Here is a 23,437-nt window from a genome sequence, read left to right as displayed (position 1 = left end):
ATATGTTTATAATTTTAAGAATATTTGTATTTTATTAGAATAATGGAATCTAAGCAGAATTTCAACTTAAATATCACGATCTAATAAACAGAAAAAGGTAAGGGAGAAATTTCCCTTACCTCTGCCCAGGCGAACGGCTACGACACTATATGCTCCCTCACGGTAATCCGCGTTTCGCCAGTTACATATAGTCTTTAGATTTATTTATATTCTATCATATTTCCTTGTAACTTCAAGGTAATTTTATAGAATTTTCTATTTTTAGTGAATCTCGCTGTTGGTAAATGACAATCGGTCGGAATTTGTATGTTTACCACTGAGAATAAATAAAATCTAACACAGTTAAAGTGGATCATATCATCTTGAACTGAAGTATTTACATTTACAGAACACACTGCTTCTTTGCTTAAACGTGTATAATTCTGTCAGTTTATGCGCTTGCCTAGGAAATAATTTAATTTATCTTCTATATATTTCTCTTTATTTTTATCTTAGATTATAAAAAAACACTTCTCGCTTCAACACCACTTTACCTCTGCCTCTAACAATAATTTCATATGTTTCTTTTTCCGTAAGCAAGTGTGGAAGATTTTTCGAAGTAATTACAGAGTTAGCATCATCTATTAATTCACCTAGAATTATGTCCTGATCATTTACTTTAGCTATTTTCGATAGAGATGTATTCAAATAATAGATAATTGTTTGATCTTCGTAATCAATTGAAATTGATTTTTAGCTTGGATAATTCGCTTTTAACTTTTCATCTATCTCAAATGTAATGTTCATCAATTGATCTTCTACAGTATAAATACTTATAATTGGTTCTCCAACATTACCAGTTACCCGATATTTTTCGTCATAATACACAAACATAACGAAAACTATAATAACGCACAAAACTTCTAGCGTATATTTAGTTTTATATTTTTTCATTGCAATTTTCTCTTTATATTTTTCCTGTAATACTCTCCTTTTTGAATTAGTATTCATATGTACTCCTTCATAAGCATTTGTTTTGTTCTGTTCGTAAACACCAATTAAAACAAATCACCATAATTTAGAGCAATTTAGTTAACTGTTTTATTTTTTGTATTTAAAGCAGATCGACTAATAATAAAAAACCCGCCTCCTATCGCAAGAAAGCTAGCGATGAAGAATCCTATTGCATATTTGGGTATTTCTTTTGCTTGAACTGAATCATTTATTTTTAAACCAAAAAACTCGATACCAATACCGTTACCATTAACATTAGTAGCAACAAGCAACAATTCTGTTGCTTTGCTTATAAGTAAAATAGCAAGAACTGCAAGTATACTAAAAAATAGTAATCTGTAAAAAAAATTCATGATCATATTCCCACCTTTTCTATTAAACAAGCAATTCATATAGCTTTTAAACATGTTAAATGGCACGTTCATAACTATACTTTAACATAATTATCCATATAAGAATGATTTTTCCTAAAATATGTTTATTAAAATGTTACATTAAATTTAAGTCCACGTATTCATTTTTCTAAACGGATAAAAGAAGAATTTACAGGATTAACATATTCCAATGTTGAACGTTGTACATTCTATGAAAACAGTATGGTTTCACAAAATTGTCACGAAACTTTTTTAAGAATAATTAATTATTGGACATACTAGTAGAGAAAAAGAAAGGAGGAAGGAAGCAAGCAATAAATTGCAACAGTATTAAATGGTAAGCCTCTTCTTATTTTAAGTACTTGGGAGGAATTGAGATGAGATATATTGTACACTGTCAAAACTTCGTGATGTCAGAAGCTTTACAAACTTATCTTGAACTAAAAATCATTTCTAGTCTTAATCTTCATTTATCAGAATCTACCGCTTCCCCTATTATCATTTCTTTAGAAACTCGAAAAAAACAACATATTATTGAAGTGACCATTTTATCTAAACATGCAACAATTAGAGCTACACAACAATCTGATAACATGTATAAATCAATTGATATAGTTTCCACGAAGCTGAAAAAACAGGTTTTAACGTATAAAAATAAAAAATTAACGAAAAGAAATAATAGACGTGACAAAATATTATTAAACAAACAGTACTTTAGTGATGATTTATTTATAAGCTAGTGCGGAAATTATTTTTAAATGTCAAACTTAATTAGTATGAAATCAAGAGATTGGAAAATTATAAGGACAACATAACTGAAAAACTTTGATATATGCTGCATATGAAATTGCGATGAAAACAAACAAAAAGCTCCTTAATAAGGAGCCTTTTTGTATATTATCTTTTTAATTCAAATTCATACTTTTTGTTAATTTTATCAGCAATACCTTCTAGGAAACCTGCAACTGTTAATTTTTCGATTTTACTTGAATACCAAGCAAGCTTTGCACCTTGATTCTTACCATTGTAATTAACTTCTAAAGGCCAATATTTTGCTGTAGCGTAAGTATAATCAAAATGAATATATAAATCTTTGCCTTCAGGACACTCAAGCAAAACCTTATAATTCGGATTTTTTCCTTCTTTGTTCAGTTTTACTTTTTTAATTTTTGCAAGCATAAAAGAGTCAGTCCCCTTATTTCATAGTAGTGTACTACCTATAATCATAACTCAAGTTACTATAATTTGCTAAAAAGATTTCAATTTTTATCAATAAATGCTTGATACTCCTAATAAATAAGCATATGTTGGAGTCTTTCAAAATAGAATACTTTTTATAAAATGTGAGTTTTTTATATCAGTGCAAGCATTCGGTTTCTAATGTATGCAACTAAATTATAACATATTACATTAAACTCTTGTATCATAGCAACGCATCAGCTTCTACAATCTCCAATGTTAATTGACCTTTTTTGGATAAATCAATTTCATATGGAGTTACCCTTTGACCTTCTTCATCCTGAATAATACGGATTTCTGGTCGTCCAACAGAGCTGAAATTGTATTTAGTAACAATACCTGTTCTGCCATCATTCAACTTGACCGTTAAGCCTTGAGGATAAATGGCAATGCAATTTTTGAATAATTTTAACTGCTCTGTATCAAATTGTGTTCCACTACCAGAGTATAGAAGCTCCATCCCTTGATGTGGCAGCATTGCAGGGCGGTAAACTCTATGACTTGTTACAGCATCAAAAACATCGGCAACACTTAAAATTTTTGCGTAAGGATGTATACGACTTCCTGTAATACCTCTTGGATAACCAGTACCATCTAAACGCTCATGGTGTTGAAGTGCACAGTGAGCAACAACTAATGGAACACTATGGACTTTTCGTAAAATATCAAAACCTAACTCAGAGTGTGATTTCATTTGCTCAAATTCTTCTCTCGTTAATCTACCAGGTTTATTTAGAACTTCTGGAGAAACAAAGATTTTACCCAGATCATGTAATAAAGCTCCTAGGCCAATTTCTTCAATTTGATTTTGTGGTAAATCATTTTCGATTGCAAGCTGACAGGCATAGATTGTCACATTTAGACTATGTGTATAAACATGATTTTCATGGATTTTTGTTGTTGCTAATAAATTAAGCACTGTAGGATTTTCAGTTAAACAAGTAAGAATATCCTTAAAGATTTTTTGGAAACCGCTAACTGCCTTTTCAGTTTTAATCATTCCCTGAATACTTGGTTTCATAGTATTTATTTCAACGATTGTATTTAAGCCCTCTGTAATCGTATTGGTAGCTTCATTAAGTAATTGGGCCGGAATAGATTCAACAATATCAATACCTTCTGAATCATTATCTTCTATGTATACTGTATAAATATTTAAATTTTGTAATCTTTTTATAAAGCTGTTTGTGAGTTCAGTTCCCTTTGATAAAAGAATTTTTCCATTCTCACTATATATCGTTCTACCTAATTTAATTCCAGATTGACACTTATTTAATCTAACTAAACGCATCTTATTTCTTTCTCCTGTCTTAACAAGTATTCTTGAAGGTTTTATATATTACAATAAGAAATGCGTTTACAAACTTGTGCATTCTTTAACAATAAAGATTTTGTTGCTTTGAGTCGATTATAGTCAAATAATGTTACATTTTCAATCATATCAATAAAATTCCTTTTTAAATTTTATGGAAAGGCAGATAGAATAAACAGTTATATCTTTAAAAAGATCAATAGTTACTAAAAATTCATCCTTGTTCCCCAGACTTGAATTATCTATGGCTGAAAGTTCCCTCATAATTGCTTTTAGGTTATTTAATGTTCGAATTAAGGTAAATATAATCCTCTTCCTTTAACATTATTTGCATATAAAAACCCCCAAGGTTTTGTAAGGGATTACATATAAATTACTGATTGACACTCAAAAAAATTATGGCATAATTGTAAGAGTTCGAATTAAAAAGGTCATACTTCTATATAGTTTGAACTGATAGCCTATGGAAATGTCTAGTAGACAAGTTCATAAGAAATCATACCGCTTTTCAATTTCTGAAGTGACTTTTTACGATAATGATAAATTTGAACATATTCGCAAAATTAACAAAAATCAACAATTTAATAAGGCTGTTTTCGTAAACTTTGTTGCTTTAACAACACCAAGTAAAGAGCACTATATAAAGCATAGTGGCATCTTTTCTTCATAGGATAGTACCTATTTTGCTAGAAGGAACAATGTTTCTACTGCATAATTAGATCAATTAGCAACAATAATTCAGAAAAGAGCCTTTAATAATGAAATCCTATAAATTGGTAGCTTTAATAAACACTTAATGTGAGTATATAAAGAGACCAACGATGATGTGTGTTTACACGATCTTCGTTGGTCTCTTTTTTTATTTCATCCTAACTTACATTAGTAATTATGATTTTATTGGTGATATTAAATTTTAAGGGGGTTTTACCATGAATAGATGGTTTGTTGTTCTTGGTGCCGTATTAATACAAATTAACTTAGGAGCTGTATATGCATGGAGTTTATTTAATCAGCCACTAATTGATAAGTTTGGATGGTCTCGTGAGGATGTAGTTGTAACCTTCTCTATTACAATTGCAGTTTTTGCTTTTACAACGATTTTTGCTGGTAGACTTCAAGATCGGATTGGACCAAGATGGGTTGCAACAATTGGCGGTCTGTTACTTGGTCTTGGATTGATTTTATCAAGCTCTGCCACAACTTTATTCCAATTATATTTCTTTTATGGAGTTGTAGGCGGAATTGGTATTGGTATGACCTATGTAAGTCCTTTATCCGCATGTGTTAAGTGGTTTCCTGATAAACGTGGCTTTATCAGTGGAGTAGCAGTAGCCGGTTTTGGTCTGGGTGGATTAATTTATAAACCTGTTATTGGATATTTTATAGGAGAATTTGGTGTTTCATCTGCGTTCCTTTATCTTGGTCTTATTTATATGATATTAGTTGTTGCAGGAGCACAGCTTTTAAAAAATCCACCAGCAGTTGAAGATGAAGCTTCAGGAACTGGCGCAAAAAAGGCTCAATTTTCTCCAATTCAAATGTTAAAAACATCACAATTCTATGTACTATGGATTGTATTTTTATTTGGTAGTATCTCTGGCTTATTAGTCATAAGCTTTGCAGTTGATATTGGTGTAGAGCTTGCAAATTTAAGCGTTGAAAAAGCTGCTAATGCTGTTATGGTCATCGCTTTATTTAATGCGGCAGGAAGAATTGTTTTAGGAAAAGTTTCTGACATTTTCGGGCGTAAAAACACACTTATGATGATTTATGCTTTAACAGCTCTTACTATGTTTTATATGAGTACAGGGATGATGAATTATCCTCTATATTTAATCGCTGTTTCTATTGTTGGTTTTTGCTTTGGAGGCTACCTTGCCCTCTTCCCTTCAGTTACAGCAGATTATTATGGCACCAAAAATATTGGATCAAATTATGGGTTTATGTACCAAGCTTACGGAATATCTGCATTTGCAGGACCGTTCATTATTAAAGTTATTTCTTTTACACAGGCATTCTTAATTTCTGGGTTTATCTGTATTATCGCAATTGTTTTAGTAAAGTTCATTAAAACACCTAAGCTTGTATCATCAGAAGAGGAGATGGTTGGAAACGAAGTCCTATAAATATATAGAACTAGTTGTGTACTTGGGCAAATACTCAAGTACACATTTTTTGTCTTACTTTTGTAGAATTAGTTTTTAATTAATCACACCCAACAATAAATAAAGATACTTTTTACATAAAAAAGCTAAATTTTCACACTTATGCACCGATAATATACTTATAACCTGTCGATATATGTCGATAAATGAAATCGAGGATGATTCAAATTGTCTATTCAAGAAATGATGAATAAGGACTTAAAAACAAAAAACAAGTTTTTATTTGGTGTCTATTTTTTAACTATGCTATTGGGATTGTTAAATGCTGTTAGCAGTGGTGATCAAGCAACGATCATCTTATTCGGTATTGAACTATTTATTGTTGTATTGCTTTATGTTGTAGTAGTTCTTTTTCTAAAGAAATCATATGTTTATCCTTATGCTAGTGTCTTTATTGTAGCTGCATTTTCAGTTTATAGTATTGCAATGGCTGGCGGGAATATGAATATTACACTTATTGCGTTTTTCACCCTTGTATTCTCAGTTGTTCCACTTAATCGTAAAGTATTTGGATTTGGTGCTATTTTAGGATTGTTCGTATTAATTTTTAATCGATTCAATGCTCAGGCTGACTCATTAGAAGTCTTAACAAATACTTTTCAATATGCCATTTTAATATATGTTCTAATGTGTGTGCTACTAAGTGTCGTTATTATTTTAAATACGAAAAACACAAAAATTGTTTACGATCTTTTAACAAAATCAGAACAAGAAACTAGAGATAAAGAAGCTGAAAAAAATCTCTTAAAAAATAATATTGATGCTATTATCAATCATTTAGTTAATTCAAATGATTTAATTCAATCAAATTTACAATCGCAATCAGAAATGGTTAATGCTATTCAAGAGGTTGCTTCTGGTACAGAAGTACAAATAAAGGAAGTAAATGAAATAAAAAATCAATCAACTAAAACACTTGAAAAAATGATTGAGCTAGGTAATTTATCTTCTGTTCTTTTGGAAAAATCAAATGAATCTACGTCTTTACTGAATTCTGGTGAAGAAAAAATGAATTTTCTAGTAGATAACACTCAGGGGCTACAAGCTGTGATTCATGGATTACAGAAGAACTTTGACGTTCTTTCACATAAAATTGAAGAAACAAATAGTTTTGCTAATGATATTAGGCAAATTACAGAACAAACAAATCTTCTTGCTCTTAACGCATCAATTGAAGCAGCTCGTGCTGGGGAAGCTGGGAAAGGTTTCTCAGTCGTTGCTGGGGAAATTCGCAAATTAGCTGAGCATACAAATACAATTACAGAAAAGATTTCTTCAAATCTTATAGAAGTTAATCAAAGTAATAAATTAGCTCTCCAAAGTATGAATGAAAGCGGAGAAAAAATTAATGATAATTTGCAGTCAACAGATTCTGTTTCAAAGGTGTTTTATAGCTTAGCTACGAATATCAAACAGCTTGCAAATGAATTAAGTCAGTTAGACAAATTATCTAACGTTGTCACTGACGGCTCTCACTCTGTAGATCGCGCAACAAATGAGTTAGCATCGGTAATTGATGAAGCAAGTGCAAGTCTTGAAGAATTAAGTGCTACAGTTGAAACCCTTAATTTAGACAACGAAAAAATTGCTGGTAATATGGCAAGCACTGTGGAAAAAGCAGAACTTCTTTCATCAAAATAACAATAAAATGAAATTCAAATGCCCCTAAACCTATAGGATGATCCTTTAAATTTAGGGGCATTTTCAATTTTTAATAGATATAACATATCGAAGTTATTAGTATTGATTTGTTAGAATAAGCCTTCTTAATTTACTTGTCATTTCAATACTTGAAAGATAAGGTCCATCTTCTTCAACCATGTACATTAACGTACTACTTTCACCTTCCTCCCCTAGCCATAGATGAATAGCATGAGTAGGATAACCTTCCTTATACTTCACTTGAATATCATAATCAGGTTTTCGTAATGTATCAGATACATTTAGTTTTGTTGCTGTTTTAATTGCTTTTTCGAAAACTTTAACTGACTTCTCATCTTCAAATGATTTTAATTGATCCATATTTATTTCACCTGTACCTAATGATTTAGAAAGTATTATTTTCGATATCTCTTCATCTAACAAAACCATTGTTTCTCCTTGATCACTTGAACATCCCGTTACAATAATTAAAGCCAACATTGTACAAAATAGTAATGATATCTTTTTCATTTTGATACCCCTTTTTCCAGAAATCGAACACTTTAAAATATTATCAGTAAAAAAGTGTAAGTGAAAAGAGAAATGATATTTCCATTCTAAAACAGATGGTTATGAAATCTAGTAAAAGCCTATTACCTAGAACCCTACAAAGTGATTAATTATTTTACATCTTATTTTAATATAAATTAAAAAAGTAACAACACAAATCTAATAAAAAACCAAATCATTTACTGATCTGGTCTCTTACAACAGTTTATTAATGAAAATCGAGGTACCCTAACTTTAAATAGCAAATACATGATTACCAATTACCTTTGTAACATCACGAGTTCTAATCCACTCATCTGTTGCAGTATCTGGGTTATAAAAATACAACGATTTATCCTCAGAATTATTTAGCGCTAATGCTTCAGTCACTGCGTTTTCTGCTTCATAATCAGCAGCTTCATCAATTGATTCATTTTGTACCGGCTGAAAGGCATTCTTTTGATAAATTACCTCTTTTACTGTATCAGGAAATTGCTCATGTTCCACACGATTTATTACTACATTCGCAACCGCTACTTTCCCTACATATGGCTCACCCTTTGCTTCAGCATGAACAAGACGAGCAAGTAATACTTTTTCTTCTTCTGAGATCGATAAAGCTTGATCCGTTTTTTTTAACGGTGCTTTAAAATCAACAGCTTCTTTATTACCCAAACTCAATTCAAGAGAATTCTGTCCAGCCTTATAGTTACCATAGTGTTCTATTGATAACGCTACTGTATCACCTGTTTCAAACGATTTGGCCAATTTGGCATTTATTTGTAGTGTTGGAGAAATAGTATGAAAAGCTACCATCATCATTGATAAAATGATCGTTATAGTTTTATTAAGATTTTTCATGTAAACCCTCCTGTATTCTAAATGAAAGATAGTAACAGGCCTTATTAGGCTAAGAAGTTTACAAGTCTATCATACTAGTACGTAATAGGAAAGATAGATAAAGAAAAAGGATTAAATTGGCACCTAACTGAATTCATCTATTTCCCATTTAACTTTAAAGCTACCTTTTATACGATCACCAGTAAAAACCAACCTATATACACCTGACTTTGCTACATCTAATTTCAGTGTATGATCATCTATTTCTGTCATTCCAACTAAATTATCATGTTCATCTTTAACATGAAATCCATGTCCACCACCGTTTTTATTAACAAATTCTCTTGATAATATGATTGATTGACCTTCAGTTAGTGTAAGTGCAATTTCATGCTCACCATTAAAATACTGAAAGCTTGCAGAAAAGGAAGAATCAGTCCTCATTTCTTTCCATTGCTTTTTTTCGGTGAAATCAATATTTGCTAGTAAGATAAAAGATAATGGAATTACAATTGAAAATAAATAGGTAAATAAAGTTGATTTACGTGAAAAATAAGTTCCTAAATAAAATAAGAAAGCACATAAAACGCCAATAAAACAAGCAATCAATGTGTAAACACTAAATCCATAAACTAAAAAGATCGCAAAACCAAAAAAAGGATAAAGTACTAATTTTATTAAATACCGGTTAACTTGTTGAGCTCCTTGGTCAAACGTTAAATATTTTTTCTTCAATTTTCCTGTAATCAAATCAATGAGCACTGAACAAAACAAACCATAGCAAAACAATAATAGCCAAATATATTTATTTGATATCGCTTCAGAAAACTTATATAAATCAGGCTCTAATATAAATAAAAAACCAATTATAAAAAATAAAGCAAATCCAGCACCAGCCAGCTTATTAGCTAAATATATAGTTACCTTTGATACATCTCGTTTATTCTGTATGATATATTTTAACTCCCCTCCACTTAATACCTTTCAAATCTTATTCAAGACAAAAGAGCGAATTTCCTCTTAGAAAATACGCTCTTTAGTGAATTATCCGATTATCACTTTCTCTTTTGGAAATTTAAAGTTCTCTTTAACGGTTTTTCCTCGAATTAAAAATAAGAAAGAAAAGATCCCTATTCTACCAACAAACATAAGTATGATGATAACTAGTTTACCAAATGTACTAAGCTCTGGGGTGATTCCCATAGACAATCCTGTTGTACCGAATGCCGAAGAAACCTCAAAGATAATTTCAATCAACTCAAATGTAGGCTCTACTATACTCATTAAGATAATTGAAGTACTACAAATCATGACTGCAGTTGTGATAACGATAAATGACCTGCGAACATCTTCGGGATCTACTTCACGACCAAAAACTTTAATAGAATCCTTCCCTTTTGCATAGAAATAGATGCTTAAAATCATGATGGCAAAGGTTGTCGTTCTTATTCCTCCCCCCACACTGCTAGGAGATGCTCCAATAAACATTAACCCACTTATAAATAGTAAGGTAGGATCAGTAAATTGACTCACATCCATTGTGGCTAATCCACCATTTCTAGTGGAAGTTGATTGAAATAAGGAATAAAAAAGTGACTCATGCCAAGTTTTATCTGCGAAAAAGTGATTTTTCTCAAATAAAAATATGAAAACAGTACCTAAAACAATTAAAATAAAAAATGTAGTTGTTGTTAATTTTGTAAAAAGTGAAAATCTATGGCGGATTGTACTTTTTTTCGTAATAAAATCCTTCACCTCTATAAGAACAGGAAACCCGATAGCTCCGAGAATAAGCAAAATAATATTGATTGTTTGAACAAAATAATCGTTTGCAAATGGAACAAGTGATGTACCCGTAATATCAAATCCAGCATTTGTTGTTGCACTGACTGAAGCAAAAAAACCTTGTAAAAATGCTTCTTGCCAGGTTGGAAAATACTGAAGAAAATGTACCCCTAATATTACTGCACCAATTAATTCTATGGCTATAATAATGACTAAAATCTGCTTCATCAATTGAACTAATCCAGAAAAAGTTGACCGGTTTTGATCTGTCATAATAAGCTGCCGATCTTTTAAGCCTATTTTTTTCCCGAATAATATCCAAATAAAGGTTCCTAAAGTCATAATCCCTATTCCACCGAATTGAAGAATAAATACTAAAATCAAGTATCCAACCTCATTAAATGTTTCAACTGTTGAAACGACAGTAAGTCCTGTTACACTTATTGCACTAACAGCTGTAAATACCGTATCAATTAAAGATAGCTCAACATTTTCTCTATGAGCAAACGGCAGACTTAATAATAAAGTTGATACCAAAACTGCTAGTAAGTAAAATAAAACAATTAATTGTACAGATGATAATCTTCTCGTTAATTTAGATGAACTTTTCGACAAATCCAAAAATCTCACAACCCTAATATTTATACTAATTAACATAGTATAACTAAATAAATAATAATTAAAACTGATCTTCCCTATATTAAGTCAATTCTACTTAATATAGTAATTTTTGTAAAACCTAACTTCAATGAACTAAAAAGTTCTTGTTTCCTAACACGATTGCTGAACCCGTAAAGATTCTTTGTACACTTACTTTAATCAACCGATAGAGTCATTTAATCTAACTTTTCTAAATAATAACTCACAAGTTCTTGATACTCTTTAAGTTCATTTATACCTTTTTCACTTATTGTATAAACTCCTCTTTTCACCCGTTTAAACCAGCCGTAAAAGTTTTTTGTTAAAATTGAGGATGTTTTATCTCCTGTGCCTTTTTGTTTTAAGATCCGAGGTGAAAGCTCACCAAAATGATTAAGATAAGCTGCAATTTGAATGCAATTTTCCTTATATGCTGTCATTATTTTTGTTCTGTTACTTCCACCTATATTATAATCAGCACTTCGACCATTAATTTCTTTTAATAAGGCATCTCTTTTTCTTTTGTTTCGAGGATTACTTTTGTTACGGTCAAAGCTTGTTGGATGACTAATGACCTCAATTCTTCTCCTGTTACTTGTGAAGGATACAAGAATTAATCCCAACTCTAACCTTTGAACTAAATGACAAACATCTCTCCATCGTTTAGATCTTAAATTATAGCTAGGCTTTGGGATAGCGATGTACACAGCATTAGTTAGACGCTGTCGTTTTGTTGCCTGAATTAAGAGATCAACAGTTAAATTAAGCTTTAACTCTATTACGATTAATTCATCTTCCTTAACGATCGCCATGTCGCAATCCTTCACTTCACCATAAACCTCATAGCCTTCAGCAATAAAGTACTTCTGAATTGGTTTATATAAATCTGATTCCTGTCGCTTTTTCTTTTCTTCCATTAATGTATACACCATCCATGCTGTTGGTTTTCACGAGAGATAATAAAGTAAGCTCTTGTGAAACCTATCTTGTATCTTCTAAATCAATCATTTTTATTATTTTAGCAGGATTACCACCTACAACTGTATTAGCTAACACATCTTTAGTGACAACTGCACCTGAAGCGATAACAGCATTATCACCTATCTTTACACCTGGATTTATTACTGCTCTTCCTCCAATCCAGACATTGTTTCCAATTGTTACAGGTTTTCCATATTCTAATCCTTTGTTACGTTCAATTGGATTGATCGGGTGTGTTGCCGTATATATATGTACACCAGGAGCAAGCATACAGTTTTCTCCAAAACGAATTTCACAAACATCTAGCATAACACAATCAAAATTAGCGAAGAAATTATTTCCTACGTGGATATTATAGCCGTAATCACACCTGAAATTAGGTTCCATATACACTGTTTCTCCAGTTGAACCAAAGAGATTTTTAATTGCCAGTACTCTATTATCAACATCAGATTCTAATGTATGATTAAATATTCGTGTAAGATATCTTGCTTGCTCTCTTTCTTTTACTAATTGTTCATCCCATGGTTTATATAAACTACCATCTAGCATTTTTTGCTTTTCCGTTTTCATTATGCTTCCACCCAAGTTTTTAAATTTGCTACTTTCCACTTTAACTTTACTTCAATAACATATTATAATGTAAATCTACTAGTTATAAAGAGTACTCAATTGACGATACTAAAAGAGATCACTATTTAGTAAAGGATATCATTATGACCATAAATAATTTAACTTTTAAGTTTATAAAATATAGCTTTGTCGGCATAATCTGCACCTTAATCTACTTCATTTCTATGTTTCTTTTTGTTGAACTTTTTAAAAAGGATCCTGTTATAAGTGCCACAATCTCTTTTATTATTATGACAGTCTTTTCTTTTCTTTTAAACAAAAAATATACTTTTGGCGGGGTTTATTCACATCAACAACTACTGCGCTTTTCAATTGTGGCAGGAATTGGGTTCACGCTTAATTTAATCATTATGTATGGTGTTGTTCATCTTCTAACATTACATTATATTGTTGGAGAGATCACAACATTATTAATTATTCCGATCGTTAATTTTACTTTAAATAATATCTGGACCTTTAAATAAAACTGAAATAAATAAGCCTAGGATTAATTTTTTCTAATTTTTATAAATCCACTTATAAAAGATATAACACCTGCTGTAAAGAATAAAAAACTAGCAAGTATGTTATTTAAAGTAAATAGTAAAGCACCTACACTACTAAACATAAAACCATTTGTTAAAAATAAAACTGATGAAGCTTTTTTCTTTTTCAAAGATAATCACTCTCCTCTGTTTAACTTAAAAGAGGCTGGGACATAATTAATAAATCTAAATTCAGTTAAGCTGAAAGAAACAAGTTCGTTCCATTGCGCTGCAGACACTCGCGTTCCACGGGGAGGAAGCTGAGCCCCCTCAGCAAGCCTGCGGGGGCTCAGCTCTTCCTCAATTCCCGTAGGAGTCGATTGTCTTCCGCTCCATTCCACTAGTTTTTATAATTAGTATGCAAAATCAAAAAATCTAATTCAATCATCACCGTCCTAAAAAATCAAGATGAATCTAAGATAAAGGTATTATAGCATGCTCCCTAGCTCATTTTACATATTTATACAAGTGATGTCTTTTTTGATATTCTTCTTTAAATAATAAAAACCAACCTGCATTAGATTGGTTGGTTAAATTAATAATTTTGTGTAGAAAGGAACTTAATCATCAATTATATTTTGATCAGATAAACCTGTATCTGTTCCATTTGTTACACTTGATCCGTTAGAAATAACTTGATTATCTCCAACCCCACCTCCACCAGAGCCAGATACTGTTTTACTAATATTAATAGGAGAAATTTTAATAACATCTCCAAAATTTATCACTCCACCACTAACACTATCAACCTTTATTTTTCCAACTAAACTAGGAATAACCATCATCCCTTTCAACTTTCAAGTATTATGAATTTATAGTATTATATGCAGCTGTTATGAAGCTTGTATAGTAGAATTGCTGAGGAATAGTGAGGATAGATATATATTATAGAAAGAAACACCTATTTATTAATTTCTGCTTAGTTGTGCGTACTTGTTTATCCACCTTTTCGTTCTCAATAAAAATAAAGACAGGAATGATCCTGTCTCTATTTGATGATTAATTATGAAAATTTGTACCATCTGTTGTTGCCTTAATAACACCTGCACGAACAACAAAGTCTCCAAAATGTTCATCTTCATTACGCTCTTTTGCATAGCGAGGAATAAGAAGATTAAGCTCTTTTAAGATCTCGTCTTCACCGATGTTTTCACGATACATTTTACTTAAGCGGCTTCCATCATGTGCTGCACCAAGATACATATTGTATTTACCAGGAGCTTTCCCGATAAATCCAATTTCACCAAGTGCGTGACGAGCACATCCATTTGGACAACCAGTCATACGGATTGTGATTTCTTTATCACTAAGACCGTTTTGATCAACGATCTCATCAATTTTATCGATTAATTTCGGTAAATAGCGTTCAGCCTCTGCCATCGCTAAGCCACATGTAGGTAGTGCAACACATGCTAGTGCACTTCGACGTAACGCAGAATAATGTTTGCCATCTGTTAATCCATATTTTTCAATAATTTCATTGATTTTTTTCTTTTTCTGACTTGATACATTACCAATGATAAGGTTTTGATTAGCTGTTAAACGGAAATCACCTGTATGAATTTTAGCAATTTCTCTAATTCCAGTCATTAGCTTGTAATCGTCATAATCTGTTATACGTCCACCTTCAACAAATAACGTAAAGTTCCATTTACCTTTAGTCCCTTTTACCCAACCATAGCGGTCACCGTTATGATCAAATTGAAAATCCTTTGCTTCTTCAAGACTCCAGCCAAGGCGTTTTTCTAATTCTTCAACAACGTTTTCAAGACCAAGGCGATCAACTGTATATTTAAAGCGAGCATTTTTACGAACAGAACGATTTCCATAGTCACGTTGAATCGTAATGATTTTTTCTGCTACATCATATGCTTGTTCTGGTTTAATGAAACCAATGACTTTAGCTAACTGTGGATATGTTTCTTTATCACCATGTGACATGCCCATACCACCACCGATTGCAACGTTAAATCCAACTAATTTGTCGTTCTCAACAATTGCAATAAAGCCTAAGTCTTGTGAAAAAATATCCACATCGTTTGATGGTGGAACAGCAATCCCAATTTTAAACTTTCTTGGTAAATAAAGCGGACCATACATTGGTTCTAGCTCTTCTGTATCAGGTGTACCTGCCACTCTTTCTTCATCAAGCCAAATTTCATGATATGCTCTTGTACGTGGTAATAAATCATCACTCAATTTCTTCGACCATTCGTAAACCTCTTGGTGAACATCAGATTGATACGGATTTGCTACACACATTACATTACGATTTACGTCACCACATGCAGCGATTGTATCTAATAATGCAGCATCGATACCTTGAATCGTTTTTTTCATATTCCACTTTAAAATACCGTGCATCTGGAATGTCATACGAGTTGTTAGCTTTAAAGTGCCATTACCATACTTTTCAGCTAATTCATCCATTACAAGCCATTGATTAGGTGTTGCTACACCACCAGGTAAACGAACACGTAGCATAAATTGATATGCTGGCTCCAGCTTTTGCTTTTGACGCTCATTTCGAAGATCACGGTCGTCTTGTAAATAGCTTCCATGATGTTTCATTAAGCGGTTATCATCATCTGAAATACCAGAACTTAAAGGCTCAAGCATCGAATCTTTAAGTGTACCACGTAAATAGTCACTTCTTTCTTTAATGCCTTCAACATCACTTGGTGCGCCTTCTGGTGCTTTTAATATATTGTTAGCCATGTGGAAATCTCCTTTCAATCAAAAATCAATATACATCGCGTTGATAGCGTTTATTTTGTTGCATGTCAGCAAGGTAGCTTTCCGCATTTTCACGGCTTAACCCGCCTTCTTTTTCTATAATCTCGATAAGTGTTTGATGTACATCATGTGCCATATGCTTTTCATCACCACAAATATAAACTACAGCTCCTTCTTGAAGCCATTCAAACAATTCCTTGCTATGCTCCTGCATACGATGCTGTACATACACCTTCTCTTCTTGATCGCGAGAGAAAGCAACATCCATTCTAGTTAATACTCCATCTTTAATCCACTTTTGCCATTCTGTTTGATAAAGAAAATCTGTAACAAAATGCTGATCACCGAAGAACATCCATGATTTGCCTTCTGCTCCAGTTTCTTCACGCTCTTGCATGAAAGAACGGAATGGTGCTACACCTGTTCCAGGACCAACCATAATAATTGGAGTTTCTGGATTTTGTGGCAATTTAAAGTTTTGGTTATTTTGGATATAAATTGGCAGTGTGTCCCCTGGCTGTAATCGTTCAGAGCAAAGAATAGAACATACGCCATTTCTTTCACGACCATGTGTTTCATAACGTACTGCGCCAATTGTTAAATGGACTTCCTCGGGATTTGCTTCTAAACTACTTGCAATCGAATAAAGTCTCGCCGGCATTTTTCTCAAAATGGAAATGAACTCTTGTGCCGAAACACCCCATGGGCCAAAATCACGAACTAAATCTAGTAAATCACGACCATTAATATAAGCTTTTAAAGTTTCACCATCTTCTAATAACTTATTCAAGTCTTCATTAGCTGATAGTTTTGATGCTTGTTCTAATAATGGTTTTGTTAAAACAGTAATTTCAAAATGAGATTGTAAAGCTTCTTTAAGCGGTGAAACATCACCCTGTTTATTTACTGTGACAATTTCCTCTGCATTCCAGTTCATTTCCTCAAGTAGCAAATCTACTAATACTGGGTCGTTTTCTGGATAAATTCCTAAACTATCACCAGGTTGGTATGTAAGACCTGAACCTTCAAGCGAAATCTCTAAATGACGAGTTTCTTTATTAGATCCACGACCATTTAAATTTAAGTTATCAAGAACTTCTGCTTTAAATGGGTTTGTTCTTGAATAAGCAGATTCTGCTACTTGTGTTGTAACTGTAGATTCTGCTACAACAGAACCTTGAGTTTGTTGTACATCACTTAATCCCGCTAATACACCTTCAACCCACTCTGCTGCTGGTTCATCAAAATCAAGATCACAATCAACACGATTAAATAGTCGAGTACCACCAAGTTCTTCTAGCTTTTGATCAAACTCTTTACCTGTTTGACAGAAAAATTCATACGAACTATCTCCTAGTGCCAATACAGAAAAGCGTAGATCTTCAAGTTTCGGAGCACGGCGTCCATGAAGGAACTCATGAAAAGAAATCGCATTATCAGGTGGCTCACCTTCACCATGAGTACTTGCGATAATTAGGAGGTTTTTAACCTTTTTCAAGTTGTTAGGTTTAAACTCACTCATTGAAGATACTGTAACCTCAAAGCCTTTATCTTTTAATGTTTTACCAGTACTGTTAGCAAGTGACTGAGAATTTCCAGTTTGTGATCCGAAAAGGATTGTCACTTCTTTTGATATTGGCTCCACATTTGTTTCTACTGTAGCTTGTGCTTGTGTTTCTCCAACTACTGGAGAGGCTGCAGCTGTTTGGTTTGCAGCTAGATAACCACTAAGCCAGATTTTTTGTGATTCTGTTAATGTTGGCAGTAGTTTATTAAGAAGCTCTGCCTGCTCCTGACTAAAAGGACTGTTCATTACCTGAAGTTGCAACGATATCCACCTCACAAAGGAATAAAACTATTTTTATACGATTTCAAAAATTTGATCAAACTTTTCAGTAAATTTATGAATACTACTATAATAGATTCACTATTCCTATAAGTCAAATAGGATTTAGTTATTATAACGATTAAATATAGTTATAGTACATTATACCGTTATTTTACCATTCTAAGGAGTTGTATTCATGTTTATTGTCGCATTTTCAATATATATGTATTATCGCGAATATAATGAAAGAAAAGACCATTATAATAGAAACTGAGCAAAGATATTTGTCATTAAGCCCATATAACCTTCTTTTAGCAGAGAACCATATTTATAAATAAGAAGTTAAAATAAAGAGTTATTTTCTAAACTTGGGTCAAGATACATTTTATGTTATAATTTAATTATTCAATTTCTAATATTAAACCGGTATCACCTGTATTTATTTTCTAGATTTTGAAAATAAAAATTAAGGATGATCCTTATTAAAATGGGACAAAAAGTAATTTATGGCAGTAGAATCCATCACTTTTTCTTTGATCATGGAAACGCATTTTGCGAAATTCAAGATGGTGAAACTCGAGCAATTATGTTAGTTAACTATAATGATCTCATTCATCGGATTAAGTAAAAAAGTCAACAGTAATTGTTGACTTTTTTTCTGTGGAATTATTCCTTAATAAAGGTTTTCGTACTTCTCACCGTATTAATCGGTCTGACTAATTTTTCAATTGATTCACGCTTTTGTTCTAAAAATGGTGGCAATGATAGTTTTTCACCTAATGTTTCATAAGGTTCGTCACCCATAAATCCTGGTCCATCTGTTGCAAACTCAAACAAAATTTGTGGTGCAACTCTTGTATATAGTGATTCAAAGAAATGACGATCAACATAACCTGATGTAGAAAATCCTATTTCACTTAGACGGCTTATCCATTCATCTAAAGCAGCACGATCTTCTACACGGAAAGCAACATGATGAACTGTTCCAAATCCTTGACGACTTTGTGGTAAAGACTCGTTATGTTCAACAATTACTTGTGCACCATTTCCTCCCTCACCTACTTCGAATAAATGGAAATTACCATTATGATCAATTTCTCTAAAAAACAGTGCTTTTTCAAGTACTTCTTTAAGCTGTTCAAAATTTGCTACTCGTATAAAAATCGGTCCTAGTCCTGTTATTGCATGCTCGAGTGGAATTGGCCCGTTTTTCCATGGTGTCCCCGAGGAAATCCCTTTATTAAATTCATCAGATATCAATTGGTATTGTTGATCATCAAAATCCACAAATGATAATGTCTTTTTCCCAAATTGGGTTTGAATTCCTTCATGTTTTACTTGAAGGCGATCAAAACGATCTTTCCAATAGTTTAATGAAGCATCAGTTGGTACACGAAATGATGATTTTGAAATTTCATTTGTTCCATGTATTCCCTTTGGAATGCCCGGGAAATCAAAGAAAGTCATATCTGTTCCAGCACTCCCTGTATCATCAGCGAAAAATAAGTGATAGGTTTGAATATCATCTTGATTTACAGTTTTTTTAACGAGACGCATCCCTAATACATATGTGAAAAACTCGTAGTTTTTTTCAGCACTACTTGTGATGGCTGTAACATGGTGGATTCCTTTTAAATGGTTCATTTATTGTTCCCCCTATTTAAATACCTCATTATCTCAAAGTAAAATATCTTTAATTCGAGATAAATATAACACAGAGGTAAAAACCCTGTCAAATCATATTGAATATAGTAGCTTTAAATGAGGTCCTTCATGATAAATCTATTCTGATTGAATAGGAACAGCTAAAATTGTTCATCCTAATCATGAAGGAGGTGTTTAAACAATGGCATTAGACGTATTATGTGAAGTAAACAGCTGTGTTCATAATATTAGCAACGAAAATAAATGTGGAGCAAGTCAAATTTATGTAGTTAATCATAAAGAAAAAAATGCTTCTTCTAGCGCTGAAACTGATTGCAAAACATTCGAACCATCTGATCTTTAATTTCCCATCTGAGGCAACCACTACCATGGTTGTCTCTTTATAACTTTAGTATTGAAAATAATTATCATTATTATTCACTTTGAAAGAAAATTTTTCAAAAAAACTACAAAATGTTTATAGTTTCGTGTATGTCATAACAAAATGTAATACTGTTTCAGAATTTGTTGGATTGATATAAGCATGTTCCAAGTCACCATTAAACTTTATTGAATCATATTCATAAAGATGATAATCCTCTTCTTGGACTTTAATAATAATTTCACCCTTCATGACTGTTACATATTCTACTACACCTAATTGATGTGGACCTGGAAAATACTCACTATTAGGCCTTAAAAATGCACGATGAATCTCCATTGATCCGTATGAAGATGTATCAAAAATTGGTTCCAATGTACATGCTTCATTTGCACTAACAACTTTATTCCCCTCATTTTTCCGTGAAATAACTACTTCATCACTTTCAATAAGTAATGCCGATATAGGTATAGTTAGACCATTGGCAATTTTCCAGATAACAGCAAGAGAAGGATTAGCCTCACCTCTTTCAATATTACCTAAAGTTAATTTGCTTACATCTGTTAACTCCGCTAATTCATGAAGATTTATTTTTCTTTCAAGCCTTATTTTTCTTAGTGTTTCTCCTATTTGCTTCGCTAATTTTTCAACATTATTTATTGTATGATGATCCACGAGCATCAACTCCTTTTTATACATAAATTGTTACTTCAGAGAACACAAATCGAACATTGGAATGGTCATTACTCTTGGCTGTTTTCGCAAACTTTGTTGTTTTTAAATCCCCGAAGAAATCAGCAAAGTAGTAAGTTTAGTGATATCTTTTCTTCTACAAATTGCACCTTTTATGCAATATCACACTTGTTCCAACAGATAAAGATGGTAAATAGCAACACTCTTTTAGAAAAGTCCTTTACTAGATATATAAAAGAATTAAAAGTATTATTATCACATTTGCATAATATTAAGTATAATATAATTAATTATAAGTATATTATAATATACTAAAATATAAGTATAAAGGTTGGGTGTTTGATGAGAGAAATACTAATAGGAATTTTCGCTTCCATGTTTTTTGCTGTAACGTTTATTTTAAATCGTTCAATGGAACTCGCAGGTGGCAGTTGGATATGGAGTTCTTCTTTGCGTTTTATGTTTATGATTCCTTTTCTATTTCTCATTGTACTTGCAAGAAAGAATATAAGACAACTATTGCTTGAAATAAAAACACACCCACTACAATGGTTATGCTGGAGCTTTGTTGGCTTTGTTTTATTTTATGCTCCGTTAACATTTGCAGCTTCATATGGTCCTGGTTGGCTTGTTGCAGGATCATGGCAGCTAACGATTGTTGCAGGTACATTGTTAGGGCCTTTGTTTTTTCATACGATACAAACAAAAGAAGGTACAATAAACGTAAGAAATACATTACAACTGAAATCCTTTTTTATATCACTAGTTATCTTAATTGGTGTAGGTCTTATTCAGCTTCAAAAAGCTAGTCAATTATCAATAAATGAACTAGTTATGGGAGTACTACCTGTGATAGTTGCTGCTATTGCTTATCCTTTAGGAAACAGAAAAATGATGGAGGTATGTGGAGGAAGATTAGATACTTTTCAAAGAGTATTTGGAATGACATTAGTTAGCCTTCCATTTTGGTTCATTTTAAGTGGGGTTGGGATCTTTAGTGTTGGACTTCCTTCTAATGACCAAATAATACAGTCCTTTATTGTCGCAATTTGTTCAGGTGTTATTGCAACAACGCTCTTTTTCATAGCAACAGATCGTTCGAAAAATCATCAAGGGAATTTAGCAGCAGTAGAAGCAACCCAGTCAACTCAAGTAATTTTCGTCATTATCGGTGAGACATTATTATTATCTTCTCCATTACCAAAAGGCTGGACTTTTTTCGGACTATTATTAATCATAATTGGAATGCTACTACATAGCTATTTCACTCACAAAAACCATCAACAATCAGACATGAAGATACTCAGAAAGAAGTTAAATCGCGAGGCTTCTATCAAGGGGTAATGAATACAAACTGAGGTCATCCTAGTTATTAGCCTCAGTTTTTACTATGTCTTCGAATCTTAAAGAGAAATTTATTATTTAGTTTTCTTGTTAATTTAAGGTTTCCTATAAAGCTGAATACCATAATTCCCATTTTTATAAGTAAAATGAAATGATACACTTTTAAAATCTACATCTCATTCCTAACACTTCTCCATTTCACGCTTAAAATATTTTACAAATGAACATACCTCACTCGTTTTCACTTTCGTTAACACAAAAGTTGATGATGTTGGAAGAAAAATTTTTTCTGAGTTAATTTCTATTAACCTTTGTGACTTAATCTCCTCTTTTACCATTGTTAAAGGTAAGTAAGATACCCCAAGTCCCTCCTCAATCAATCGTTTTGTAATTTCTATTTGATTTACCTTCATTGTTTTAATATGAGGAAAATTTCTTTTAAGATCATGAACAAGTTGATCCCAATACTCAGGGTGGTTATGTGTAATAACTATGTATTTCTCAAACAATTGTTGCTCATTAATTCCCTTAAAACTTTCCAAGTTCCATGGTCCCACTAACATAACAGGCTCTTTATGTATTTCTTCACAATTCAAATTAGCTTGAATTGGTTGTATTTTCGTTAATCCTAGATTTGCTCTACCTTCATCAACTTCTACACCTATTTCATAGGAATTCAAAATATTTAATAACACTTCTATATCCGGGTGAATTTCCATAAATCTTCTTAAAATGCCAGGAAGTACAGATGCTGCTATTTGTGGGGATGTTGCAATCACTAATTTTCTTTTATATCCTTGTTTCCATAAATCGAAATCTCTTAAACCTTGTTCATATTTCGATACAATTTCTCTAGCGTGCGGAAGAAAATGATATCCTGCAGAAGTAAGTGTAATTTTCTTGCCAATTCTTTCAAACAGCTGAATATCTAAATAATCCTCAAGTTTCTTTATATGCTTCGTTATAGCTGGCTGAGATAAATATAATTCTTCAGATGTTTTACGAAAATTTTCATATTTGGCCGCAATAATAAAGGTTTTTAACCATTTCAACTCCATATATACCACTTTCTAATAACAGATCGTTATTGATTTTAATTAATTTCGTTAATTCCTATTATATATAACATCAATTA

Annotated in this window: 24 protein-coding genes and 1 riboswitch; of the genes, 7 read left to right on the top strand and 17 right to left on the bottom strand. The window is 32.2% G+C overall.

All coding sequences use genetic code 11. The features are described from left to right. Positions 1-116: 116 nt before the first annotated feature. A riboswitch (ZMP/ZTP riboswitch) is annotated at positions 117-195 on the bottom strand. A gap of 537 nt (positions 196-732) precedes the next feature. Then, positions 733-990 carry a hypothetical protein gene (locus JOC75_RS01520; RefSeq protein WP_204952368.1) on the bottom strand — a complete coding sequence of 86 codons (258 nt, stop codon included), beginning with the start codon at positions 988-990 and terminating at the stop codon, positions 733-735. A gap of 77 nt (positions 991-1,067) precedes the next feature. After that, entirely contained in the window at positions 1,068-1,346 is a 279-nt protein-coding gene (locus tag JOC75_RS01515; protein ID WP_204952367.1) for a hypothetical protein, read from the bottom strand. Positions 1,347-1,744: 398 nt separating this feature from the next. Here JOC75_RS01515 and hpf point away from each other — a divergent pair, with 398 nt between their 5' ends. Then, complete coding sequence (hpf, locus tag JOC75_RS01510; RefSeq protein ID WP_204952366.1) at positions 1,745-2,107, top strand: ribosome hibernation-promoting factor, HPF/YfiA family; 363 nt, start codon at positions 1,745-1,747, stop codon at positions 2,105-2,107. A gap of 157 nt (positions 2,108-2,264) precedes the next feature. On the opposite strand, the gene JOC75_RS01505 is transcribed toward hpf, so the two are convergent. Together JOC75_RS01505 and JOC75_RS01500 are read right to left on the bottom strand one after the other, a co-directional pair. Continuing rightward, a complete protein-coding gene (locus JOC75_RS01505; RefSeq protein WP_146945834.1) occupies positions 2,265-2,546 on the bottom strand; it encodes a hypothetical protein in 282 nt (93 codons plus the stop codon). 244 nt (positions 2,547-2,790) lie between these two features. Then, the gene (locus JOC75_RS01500; RefSeq protein ID WP_204952365.1) at positions 2,791-3,897 is read right to left on the bottom strand and encodes an HD-GYP domain-containing protein; all 1,107 of its coding nucleotides are present in this window, start codon (positions 3,895-3,897) and stop codon (positions 2,791-2,793) included. A gap of 490 nt (positions 3,898-4,387) precedes the next feature. Between JOC75_RS01500 and JOC75_RS01495 the strand changes: the two genes are divergently transcribed. The 3 genes from JOC75_RS01495 to JOC75_RS01485 all read left to right on the top strand — a co-directional run bounded on the left by JOC75_RS01495 (position 4,388) and on the right by JOC75_RS01485 (position 7,724). Continuing rightward, positions 4,388-4,588 (top strand): hypothetical protein, encoded by a 201-nt coding sequence (locus tag JOC75_RS01495; protein WP_204952364.1) that lies wholly within the window; start codon positions 4,388-4,390, stop codon positions 4,586-4,588. Positions 4,589-4,847: 259 nt separating this feature from the next. Continuing rightward, positions 4,848-6,044, top strand: a complete 1,197-nt coding sequence (locus tag JOC75_RS01490) for an L-lactate MFS transporter (protein ID WP_204952363.1) — start codon at positions 4,848-4,850, stop codon at positions 6,042-6,044. A 207-nt stretch (positions 6,045-6,251) separates the two neighbouring features. Further along, positions 6,252-7,724 (top strand): methyl-accepting chemotaxis protein, encoded by a 1,473-nt coding sequence (locus tag JOC75_RS01485; protein ID WP_204952362.1) that lies wholly within the window; start codon positions 6,252-6,254, stop codon positions 7,722-7,724. A 96-nt stretch (positions 7,725-7,820) separates the two neighbouring features. Here JOC75_RS01485 and JOC75_RS01480 read toward each other — a convergent pair whose 3' ends face one another. The 6 genes from JOC75_RS01480 to JOC75_RS01455 all read right to left on the bottom strand — a co-directional run bounded on the left by JOC75_RS01480 (position 7,821) and on the right by JOC75_RS01455 (position 13,091). Beyond that, entirely contained in the window at positions 7,821-8,255 is a 435-nt protein-coding gene (locus JOC75_RS01480; protein ID WP_204952361.1) for a YhfM domain-containing protein, read from the bottom strand. 273 nt (positions 8,256-8,528) lie between these two features. Further along, the gene (locus tag JOC75_RS01475; RefSeq protein WP_239589235.1) at positions 8,529-9,134 is read right to left on the bottom strand and encodes a cell wall hydrolase; all 606 of its coding nucleotides are present in this window, start codon (positions 9,132-9,134) and stop codon (positions 8,529-8,531) included. A gap of 123 nt (positions 9,135-9,257) precedes the next feature. Then, complete coding sequence (locus JOC75_RS01470) at positions 9,258-9,863, bottom strand: hypothetical protein (protein WP_204952360.1); 606 nt, start codon at positions 9,861-9,863, stop codon at positions 9,258-9,260. Between the two features lie 294 nt (positions 9,864-10,157). Continuing rightward, positions 10,158-11,519 (bottom strand): TrkH family potassium uptake protein, encoded by a 1,362-nt coding sequence (locus tag JOC75_RS01465; RefSeq protein WP_275580231.1) that lies wholly within the window; start codon positions 11,517-11,519, stop codon positions 10,158-10,160. Positions 11,520-11,734: 215 nt separating this feature from the next. Beyond that, positions 11,735-12,454, bottom strand: coding sequence for a DUF2161 domain-containing phosphodiesterase (locus JOC75_RS01460; protein WP_204952358.1), 720 nt, complete (start codon positions 12,452-12,454; stop codon positions 11,735-11,737). 64 nt (positions 12,455-12,518) lie between these two features. Further along, positions 12,519-13,091, bottom strand: a complete 573-nt coding sequence (locus JOC75_RS01455; RefSeq protein WP_204952357.1) for a maltose acetyltransferase domain-containing protein — start codon at positions 13,089-13,091, stop codon at positions 12,519-12,521. 143 nt (positions 13,092-13,234) lie between these two features. Here JOC75_RS01455 and JOC75_RS01450 point away from each other — a divergent pair, with 143 nt between their 5' ends. Then, a complete protein-coding gene (locus JOC75_RS01450; protein ID WP_204952356.1) occupies positions 13,235-13,615 on the top strand; it encodes a GtrA family protein in 381 nt (126 codons plus the stop codon). Positions 13,616-13,638: 23 nt separating this feature from the next. Here the strand turns inward: JOC75_RS01450 and JOC75_RS01445 are convergent, their stop codons facing one another. The 5 genes from JOC75_RS01445 to JOC75_RS01425 form a co-directional block, all read right to left on the bottom strand. Beyond that, positions 13,639-13,806, bottom strand: a complete 168-nt coding sequence (locus tag JOC75_RS01445; RefSeq protein WP_204952355.1) for a hypothetical protein — start codon at positions 13,804-13,806, stop codon at positions 13,639-13,641. 429 nt (positions 13,807-14,235) lie between these two features. After that, a complete protein-coding gene (locus JOC75_RS01440; protein WP_239589234.1) occupies positions 14,236-14,460 on the bottom strand; it encodes a spore germination protein in 225 nt (74 codons plus the stop codon). A 214-nt stretch (positions 14,461-14,674) separates the two neighbouring features. Then, entirely contained in the window at positions 14,675-16,393 is a 1,719-nt protein-coding gene (gene cysI / locus JOC75_RS01435) for an assimilatory sulfite reductase (NADPH) hemoprotein subunit (protein WP_204952354.1), read from the bottom strand. Between the two features lie 25 nt (positions 16,394-16,418). Further along, on the bottom strand, positions 16,419-18,239 hold the full coding sequence (locus JOC75_RS01430; protein WP_204952353.1) for an assimilatory sulfite reductase (NADPH) flavoprotein subunit: 1,821 nt from the start codon (positions 18,237-18,239) through the stop codon (positions 16,419-16,421). A gap of 666 nt (positions 18,240-18,905) precedes the next feature. After that, positions 18,906-19,883, bottom strand: a complete 978-nt coding sequence (locus JOC75_RS01425; protein ID WP_204952352.1) for a ring-cleaving dioxygenase — start codon at positions 19,881-19,883, stop codon at positions 18,906-18,908. 202 nt (positions 19,884-20,085) lie between these two features. On the opposite strand from JOC75_RS01425, the gene JOC75_RS01420 reads away from it, so the two are divergent. After that, positions 20,086-20,247 (top strand): DUF1540 domain-containing protein, encoded by a 162-nt coding sequence (locus JOC75_RS01420; RefSeq protein WP_146945850.1) that lies wholly within the window; start codon positions 20,086-20,088, stop codon positions 20,245-20,247. A gap of 114 nt (positions 20,248-20,361) precedes the next feature. Here the strand turns inward: JOC75_RS01420 and JOC75_RS01415 are convergent, their stop codons facing one another. Continuing rightward, on the bottom strand, positions 20,362-20,940 hold the full coding sequence (locus JOC75_RS01415) for a helix-turn-helix domain-containing protein (protein ID WP_338036536.1): 579 nt from the start codon (positions 20,938-20,940) through the stop codon (positions 20,362-20,364). Between the two features lie 360 nt (positions 20,941-21,300). On the opposite strand from JOC75_RS01415, the gene JOC75_RS01410 reads away from it, so the two are divergent. Beyond that, a complete protein-coding gene (locus JOC75_RS01410; protein WP_204952351.1) occupies positions 21,301-22,302 on the top strand; it encodes a DMT family transporter in 1,002 nt (333 codons plus the stop codon). A 182-nt stretch (positions 22,303-22,484) separates the two neighbouring features. Here JOC75_RS01410 and JOC75_RS01405 read toward each other — a convergent pair whose 3' ends face one another. Further along, the gene (locus JOC75_RS01405; RefSeq protein ID WP_204952350.1) at positions 22,485-23,360 is read right to left on the bottom strand and encodes a LysR family transcriptional regulator; all 876 of its coding nucleotides are present in this window, start codon (positions 23,358-23,360) and stop codon (positions 22,485-22,487) included. Between the last annotated feature and the right edge of the window lie 77 nt (positions 23,361-23,437).

Source organism: Metabacillus crassostreae (assembly GCF_016908395.1).
GTDB lineage: Bacteria > Bacillota > Bacilli > Bacillales > Bacillaceae > Metabacillus > Metabacillus crassostreae.
Note: the sequence above shows the minus strand (reverse complement) of the source record. Positions and strands in the feature narration are given on the sequence as shown.